The 7,538-nt window shown below is 75.6% G+C and carries 10 protein-coding genes; 6 read left to right on the top strand and 4 right to left on the bottom strand.

Features of this window, described 5'->3' with window-relative positions; genetic code table 11:
- Positions 1-461 (bottom strand): hypothetical protein (locus tag JNW87_RS31540; protein WP_238454928.1); only part of this gene is annotated, 461 nt, incomplete at its 3' end.
- A gap of 108 nt (positions 462-569) precedes the next feature.
- Here JNW87_RS31540 and JNW87_RS31535 point away from each other — a divergent pair.
- From JNW87_RS31535 to JNW87_RS31520, 4 genes are all read left to right on the top strand, one after another.
- On the top strand, positions 570-1,334 hold the full coding sequence (locus JNW87_RS31535; RefSeq protein WP_238454927.1) for a hypothetical protein: 765 nt from the start codon (positions 570-572) through the stop codon (positions 1,332-1,334).
- A gap of 49 nt (positions 1,335-1,383) precedes the next feature.
- Positions 1,384-2,250: a PHP domain-containing protein gene (locus JNW87_RS31530; RefSeq protein WP_109804216.1), complete on the top strand. Its 867-nt coding sequence runs from the start codon at positions 1,384-1,386 to the stop codon at positions 2,248-2,250.
- A 31-nt stretch (positions 2,251-2,281) separates the two neighbouring features.
- The gene (locus JNW87_RS31525) at positions 2,282-2,896 is read left to right on the top strand and encodes a MarC family protein (RefSeq protein WP_109804217.1); all 615 of its coding nucleotides are present in this window, start codon (positions 2,282-2,284) and stop codon (positions 2,894-2,896) included.
- Positions 2,897-3,043: 147 nt separating this feature from the next.
- Complete coding sequence (locus JNW87_RS31520; protein ID WP_109804220.1) at positions 3,044-3,874, top strand: PD-(D/E)XK nuclease family protein; 831 nt, start codon at positions 3,044-3,046, stop codon at positions 3,872-3,874.
- 107 nt (positions 3,875-3,981) lie between these two features.
- Here the strand turns inward: JNW87_RS31520 and JNW87_RS31515 are convergent, their stop codons facing one another.
- Positions 3,982-4,836, bottom strand: coding sequence for an oxygenase MpaB family protein (locus JNW87_RS31515; RefSeq protein ID WP_109804218.1), 855 nt, complete (start codon positions 4,834-4,836; stop codon positions 3,982-3,984).
- A 66-nt stretch (positions 4,837-4,902) separates the two neighbouring features.
- Entirely contained in the window at positions 4,903-5,331 is a 429-nt protein-coding gene (locus JNW87_RS31510) for a Fur family transcriptional regulator (RefSeq protein WP_109804219.1), read from the bottom strand.
- A gap of 196 nt (positions 5,332-5,527) precedes the next feature.
- Between JNW87_RS31510 and JNW87_RS31505 the strand changes: the two genes are divergently transcribed.
- Complete coding sequence (locus JNW87_RS31505; protein WP_109804221.1) at positions 5,528-6,010, top strand: DUF2231 domain-containing protein; 483 nt, start codon at positions 5,528-5,530, stop codon at positions 6,008-6,010.
- A gap of 15 nt (positions 6,011-6,025) precedes the next feature.
- Here the strand turns inward: JNW87_RS31505 and JNW87_RS31500 are convergent, their stop codons facing one another.
- Positions 6,026-6,385, bottom strand: a complete 360-nt coding sequence (locus tag JNW87_RS31500; protein WP_109804222.1) for a hypothetical protein — start codon at positions 6,383-6,385, stop codon at positions 6,026-6,028.
- 273 nt (positions 6,386-6,658) lie between these two features.
- On the opposite strand from JNW87_RS31500, the gene JNW87_RS31495 reads away from it, so the two are divergent.
- Complete coding sequence (locus tag JNW87_RS31495; RefSeq protein ID WP_109804223.1) at positions 6,659-6,841, top strand: hypothetical protein; 183 nt, start codon at positions 6,659-6,661, stop codon at positions 6,839-6,841.
- The last annotated feature ends 697 nt before the right edge of the window (positions 6,842-7,538 follow it).

The raw sequence follows: 7,538 nt of genomic DNA, 5'->3' as shown, positions 1-7,538 counted from the left end.
CGCGGTCCGGCCGGCCGCCCTGGCCCGGCGTCCGGCCGCCGTGCGGCCCGCCACCGTCCCGGTGGAGACCCGATGAGCCGGACACCGAACCCCTGCGACAACCAGACCGAGGGTCCGGAGCGTCCATTCGCCGTGACGCAGGACGAGCTGGAGCGGGCGCTGCGGGAGACGTTCGCCCGTCGGGTCGCCGCGCCGGGCCCGCTCGCCGCCGACCCGGCCGCGCTGGCCATCCGCCGGGCGAACCGGACGGTACGCCGACGCGCGCTGGCCGGTCTCGCCCTGGCCGGGGCGGCCACGGTGCTGGTCACCACCGGCACGGCCCAGTTCGGCGACCGGCCCGGCCACCAGGGCAGCCCGATCGTGGTGCTCGGCGATCCGCGCACCCCGGCGCCGCCGCCGACCGCGTCACCGTCCACGCCGTCGCCGAAGGGGCCGGTCCGGGCCGAGCTGGACCTGATCATCGGGTCCTGGCTCGAGGGCAGCGGTGGCGAGCGGCGTGAGCTGACCGATGTGGGCCCGGTGGACCGGGCGCAGCGGGTCGCGACCACGGCGGCTGGCTGGTCACCTCGGTGGCCACCGCCGCCGGTCGTACCCTCTGGTGGGTGCCGCCCAACGGCAGCGCGCCGCAGGTGCTGCTGGCCGGCGCGGACGCGATCGCGCTGGCCCCGGACGGACGGCAGCTCGCCTGGCGCGACGGCCGGGAACTGCTCGCCGCCGCCCTGGTCGGCGACCAACTCTTCGCGACCACCCGCACGCCGGCCCCGGACGGCGCGGTGCCGGTCGGCTTCGTCGGTGACGCGGTCCTGGTCCGGCAGCCCGGGCAGGGCGGCTTCACCGTCTGGCGCCGGTTGGCCGGCGCGCTGCCGGCCGCCGCCGAGCGGAGCTTGCTGAACGTCTACGGCGTGCTGCCCGACGGCCGGGTGGTCGGCCAGGTCTCCGCCGGTACGCCCCGACGGCCCTGCCTGGCCCTGCTCGATCCGGCCCGCGGCCTGGCTCCGGTACGCACCGGCTGCGGTCCGGAGCTGGGCACCGACGGCCGGGGCGGGGTGTCGGCCGACGGGCGGTGGCTGCTGGTGAACGGGGCCGGGAAGGATGCGCTCCTGGTCGACCTGGACACGCTCGGCTCGACGGTGTCGGCCCGGTCCGCCGGGCCGGCGGTGACCGATGTGGTGGCCTGGACGCCGACCGGGACCGCGCTGCACGTCGACGGCGCCGGCGGGCTCGTCCGGGTACGGGTCGAGCGGGTGCTGGCCGGCGAGCGCCCCGGCGCGGCGTCGGTCGGCGGCGTCGCCCCCGGCGAACGGCCCGTCCTGGTCAGCGACACCGCCTCCTGACCCTCCGGGGCGCCCGGCGGGGGCCGGCCGGGACCGGTAGCGTCGGCGGATGACCGCGGCGCCCAGGATCGACCTGCACACCCACTCCACCGCCAGCGACGGCACGCTCAGCCCCGCCGAGCTGGTCCGGGCTGCCGCCGACACCGGGCTCGACGTCGTGGCCCTCACCGACCACGACACCACCGCCGGCTGGGAGGCCGCGGTACGCGCGCTGCCGCCGGGGCTCACCCTGATTCGCGGCGCGGAACTCTCCTGCCGCTGGTTCGGCGTCGAGCCGGCGATCCCGCTGCACCTGCTCGCGTACCTCTTCGATCCGACCGAGCCGGAGCTCGTCGCCGAGCTGGCCCGGGTGCGGCTGGCGCGGGAGGTGCGCGGTGAGCGGATCGTACGGCTGCTGCAGGCCGACGGCATCGAGGTGAGCTGGCGGGAGATCCTGGCCGGAGCGGCCGGTGGGACGGTCGGCCGGCCGCACATCGCCCAGGCGCTGATCCGGGCCGGGCTGGTGGCGACCACCTCCGAGGCGTTCGGGCCGGACTGGCTGGGGGAGCGGTACCGACTGCCCAAGGAGGACATCGACGTCTTCCGGGCGGTGGCGCTGGTCCGGGCGGCCGGCGGGGTACCGGTCTTCGCCCACCCCCGGGCCACCCGCCGCGGGCGGATCGTGCCGGACGAGCTGATCGTGGCGCTGGCGGCGGCCGGGCTGGCCGGCCTGGAGGCCGACCACGAGGACCACTCGCCGGCCGAGCGCGCCCACGTCCGGGGGCTCGCCGTCGAGCTGGGGCTGCTGGTCACCGGGTCGTCGGACTTCCACGGCACACACAAGACGGTCCGGCTCGGCGGGCACACCACCGACCCCGGGGCGTACGAGCGGATCGTCGCCACGGCCAGCGGGGTGACCCCGGTCGCTTCAGGCTGAACCGCCTGGACGCCGCGGCTACCGTGTCCGGGTGGATCTCAAGCTCTTCGGCGAGGTCTTCGTGACCCTGTTGGTGATCGTCGACCCGCCGGGCATGATGCCGATCTTCCTCGCGCTGACCGGGCCGCTGCCCGCCCGGGACCGGAACCGCGCGGCCTGGCAGGCCGTGGCGCTGGCGCTCGGGGTGATCGTAATCTTCGCGGTGGCCGGGCAGACGCTCCTGGCCTACCTGCACGTCGACCTGCCGGCGTTGCAGGCCGCCGGCGGGCTGCTGCTGATCCTGGTCGCCCTGGAGCTGCTCACCGGCAAGGCGGACGACCCGAGCCAGCAGGTGACCTCCAACATCGCCCTGGTGCCGCTGGGCACCCCGCTGCTGGCGGGGCCGGGTGCCATCGTCGCCACCATGCTCTTCGTCCAGCGGGCCGGCGCCCTGGGCGACTACACCGCGATAGCCGCCGCGATCGTCGCGGTCATGGTGGCGGTCTGGGTCGTGCTGCGCTTCTCCGGCGTGATCGTCAAGATCCTCCGGCCGGGCGGGATCGAGGTGCTGACCCGGATCGCCGGCCTGCTGCTGGCCGCCATCGCGGTGCAGCTCATCGCCGACGCGATCGCCGCCTTCGTGACCCAGTACCTCACCATGAGCTGACCGCCGGGCCCGCCGCCCGCCCGGGTGTCGTACCGGGGTGGCAGGATCTCAGGCGTGCGACGACCCTCCCCGACCGGACGACCGGGCACCGGCGGCCGGGCCCCCCGACCCCGCGCCGAGCAGGCCGAGCAGCTCGGCTTCGAGGGCATGCCGGAGCGGCTCTTCGTCTGCACCCCCAGCAAGCTCGGGGCGTACGCCGACTGCCCGCGCCGCTACCGCTACTCCTATGTCGACCGTCCGGCGCCGCCGAAGGGTCCGCCGTGGGCGCACAACTCGCTCGGCGCCAGCGTGCACACCGCCCTGAAGAACTGGTACGCGCTCGCCCCGGAGCGGCGCCGGCCGGAGGCCCTGGCCACCCTGCTCCGCGGCACCTGGGTGCGGGAGGGCTACCGCGACGACGAGCAGGAGCGGGACGCCTACCGCCGGGCGCTGGCCTGGCTGGAGTCCTACGTCGCCGGCCTGGATCCCGGGGACGAGCCGATCGGCGTGGAGCGGGTGGTGGCGGTCAAGACCGGGGTGCTGGCCTTCAACGGCCGCGCCGACCGGATCGACTCCCGACCCGGCGCGGACGGCCCGGAGCTGGTCATCGTCGACTACAAGACCGGCCGCACCGGCCTGGACGGCGACGACGCCCGCGGCTCGCAGGCCCTCGCCCTCTACGCGTACGCGGCCGAGCGGGTGTTCCGCCGGCCCTGCCGCCGGGTCGAGCTGCACCACCTGCCCACCGGCACGGTCGCCGCGCACGACCACACTGCCGAGTCGCTGGCCCGCCAGGTCACCCGGGCCGAGGAGACGGCCCGGGACATCTTGGCCGCCGAGCGGGCGGTCGCCGAGGGCGCCGACCCGGACGAGGCCTTCCCCACCACCCCCGGGCCGCGCTGCGGCTGGTGCGACTACCGCCGCACCTGCCCGACCGGGGCCCAGACGCCGGGCAAGGACCCATGGGCGGCCGTGGAGCGGGCCCCCGACCAGGACTGACGTCGCCCACTCCGGCGACCGGCGGACGTGGGATGCGGCAACCAGGGTTCTCCAGGCGGCCGGACGGGCCCAGTTGCGGCAACTCGCGTCGCACCCTGGCGCCGGCGTCAGGCGGCGGGGGTGAGGCGGGCGGCGCGTTCCTTGGCGGCCTGCTGCAACGGCCCCTCCCGGTAGCGCCGCGGGAGCGCCGCCAGTGCGAGCCGGAGCGCCCGGACGCTCAGGTCCGCCGAGAGCGCGGTGGTGGGCAGCCCCAGACCGCCGTACAGCCGGCGCGCCCAGGCCGGGAGCAGCCCCAGCGCCGTGCCGGCGATCCCCAGGTACGCCCACCTGGGCGGACCGAGGTGCAGGCCGAGCTTGACGGGCAGGTTGAGCTTCCAGGGGATCGGCGGGACGGTCAGGAAGAGGGCCGTCTCGGCCGCCTCCCGCGTCATCCGCAGGCCGCTGCGGATCCGCCGGTAGTAGTCGTCCACCTCGGCGGCGGTGCCGGGCACGTCCGCCGGGTCCAGCCCGACCAGGGCCGCCGCCCGGCGCTGCTCGGTGTAGTAGCCGTCGACCTCGTCGTCGGTCAGGGCCAGCCCGGCCCGGCGGGCCGTGCTGACGAAGGACTCGACCTCGGTGACGTGCACCCAGCACAGCAATTCCGGGTCGTCGATCCGGAACTCCTCGCCGGTGAACGGGTCGCGGGCCCGCAGCCGGGCGTGCAGCGTACGCAGCCGTCGGCCGGCCGCCTCCGCCTCGGCGGTGGTGCCGTAGATGGTGGTCGCCACGTAGCCGGCGGTGCGGACCAGGCGACCCCAGGCATCGGTCTGGTAGCTGCTGTTCTGGGCCACCCCCGCCATCGCCCGCGGGTGCAGCGCCTGCAGGTAGAGCGAACGCAGGCCGGCGACGATCAGGATCGGCTCCTCGTGCACCTTCCACGTGACCGATCCGGGACCGAAGAGGCCGAGATCATCGGAGTCCACCGACCAAGAGTGCCACGTACCGGCCCGCCCTGTCCGGGCCTGCACCCGGCCGGCGGGCCGGACGAGTCAGTCGTCGGCGGAGCGGCGGGCCTGGCAGGTGGGGCAGAGCCCCCAGAAGGTCACTTCCGCCTCGTCCACCTCGAAGCCGTGGGCGGTGATCGGGTCGAGGCACGGTGCGCTGCCGGTCGCACAGTCGACGTCGGCGATCTCGCCGCAGCCCCGGCACACCACGTGGTGGTGGTTGTCCCCGACCCGGGCCTCGTACCGGGCGGGACTGCCGGCCGGCTCGATCCGGCGGGACAGCCCGGCCCGGGAGAGCGCGCCGAGCACGTCGTAGACCGCCTGGGTGGAGACCGAGTCCAGCCGCTCGCGGACCCGGCGGGTGATCTCGTCGACCTCCAGGTGGCCGCCGGCGGCGAGCACGTCCAGCACGGCGAGGCGGGGTCGGGTCACCCGCAGGCCCCTCGACCGGAGCAGCTCCTCACCACTGGACATGACGTAATGACAGCACGGGCTCACCGGGGCGACAAGGGAGCCGGGACCTGGGTGGCCCGGGACACAGCGACCGGTGGAGTGGTTTCGGTGAACCTCGACCCCGACCTTCGCGTGTACCGGAGTGACGAACAGCGACGACCGTCACAGCGTCGTAGGCTGATCGCCCGCGGTGCCCGTCCACTTGCCGGAGGTGTCGGTGTTCAGGGAAGTCAATGGTCTGCCAGGTCACGTCCTGGTCATCCACGCCGTCGTGGCGCTGGTGCCGCTGCTGGCGTTGCTCTCCGTCGCGTACGGGGTGCTGCCCCACTGGCGGTCCCGCTTCGGCTGGGCGGTGGCCGTACTCGCGGTGCTGACCCCGATCGTCACCTTCGTGGCCACCCAGTCCGGCGAGGAGCTGGAGGAGGTGCTCAGGGGCCGGGGCTACCCGCCGGAGGGCCTGCAGAAGATCCGCGAGCATTCCGAGTACGGCGACACCCTGCTCTGGCTCACCGTCGGCCTGGCCGTGGCGGCCCTGGTGCTGCTGCTCCTGACCAGCGGACTCGAACGGGTGCGCGGGTTGCCCTCGTGGCTCGCCTGGGTGCTCACCGGGGTGGTCGCCGTCCTCGCGGTGTTCGCGCTGGTGTACGTCTATCGCACCGGGGACAGCGGCGCCAAGATGGTGTGGAGCAACATCGTCTGACCCGGGCCCGCACGCTCAGAAGATCACCCGGGAGCAGAGCAGGCAGACCAGGAGGACCACCACCACGGCGGCCACCGCGCCGATGCCGTAGGTGAGCCGCTGGGCCTGCTGCTCCGCGCCGTCGATGCCGGCCATGTCCTGCGGCGGGAGTTGTCGCGGCGGGGGTACCTGCACGTGCACCGACGGTCGCCAGCCGGGCGGCGGCGGCACGGTCGGTGGCGGGCCGGCGTACCCACCCGGTCCGCCGCCCGGGCCGGCCGTGGGTCCACCGGCACCCGCGTCCGCGGTCGGCTGGCTGGTCCCGTCGGTCGGCGGCTGGTCCGGCGGGCGCCGCCAGAACTCGTCCCCGGGGCTGGCTCCGCTCGGCGTCGTCACGCCGTCCGACGCTACCAACGACCCGGCAGGCCGGCCGCCCGACGCGGCGGGGCGGTCCTCCCGGTGAGCACATACCGGTCCGCTACCCGCTCGCGGACCGACGCGGCCGGCGATCTCCGGGCCGGCGGATGCCCGTCCGCTACCCGCTCGCGACCGACGCGGTGGCCCTGATCGCAGACGGCGACGTGGTCGGCGGTGATGATGCCGCTGCCGGCCGCCCTCCGCCGCTCGGACGCGCACGTCGTCCGCCGGACGGCGGTATCCTTGCCGGTCGTGAGCACCGAGGACCCCGGCGTGCCGGGCGCGCGCGGCGACGACGACCGTACGGTCGACCTCAGCGACGACTTCGTGGTCCTGCCCGAGCAGACCGCGGACGACACCGACCGTGGCTGGGGCGAGCGGTCCGGCGGCAACGACGACTGGCTGCTCGCCGAGCGCCCGCCGCACTGGGACTGACCCGCACCGGCACTGATCGACCCGTCCCGGTTCAGCCCGGACGACCACGGCGAACCGGCTCCCCTCGGGCAGGCCGACGGCGCGCTGGGCCTGCTCGGGCCGGAGGGCCAGGTAGAGCGCGGACGAACTGTCGGGCGCCTCCGCGCCCACCACGTCGAGCACCAGCGCCCGGGCGGCGAGGAGGACGGCCCCGCCGGCCGGTATGACCAGCAGGTCCACCCGCGGCGCCCGGGCGGAGCACCGCGAGGGCGGCCGGCAGGGCCAAGCGGATCGGTACCCCACCGCGCCATGGGAAGCGGCAGCCCGCCCCGCGTGACCCGGGCCGGGCGGCGGCCGGGCCGGCCGACTGGGTCGGCCGGCGCGGCCGGGCCCACCCGGGTGGCAGCCGGTCGGCGTCCGCAATACGGCGGCGGCCAAGCCGAGCAGTATCGCCACGAGAGTCACCGGGAGCAGCGTCCCGCTCCGTGGCAGCCCCCGCACCCGCCCCGCCCCCCGCGCGCGCACCGGACGCAGTGATCCGTTTCCTCTCATGAGGCGTTGGTGTGCTCATGATTGGATGTCCTACCTTGCGGTGGGACGGTCCCGGTGTTGCCCGCCGTGGCGGTGCCGGGTTGACGTTTCACAGCCACCGGCCCCGCGAGCGGGGTCTTACGGTCGGCTCCACGTCCGTTTCGCGTCTCCGAGCCACTCCCGGCGA

It is taken from the genome of Micromonospora sp. ATA51 (assembly GCF_016802855.1).
Lineage (GTDB): Bacteria > Actinomycetota > Actinomycetes > Mycobacteriales > Micromonosporaceae > Micromonospora > Micromonospora sicca.
This window is presented reverse-complemented; position numbering and strand designations above follow the sequence as displayed.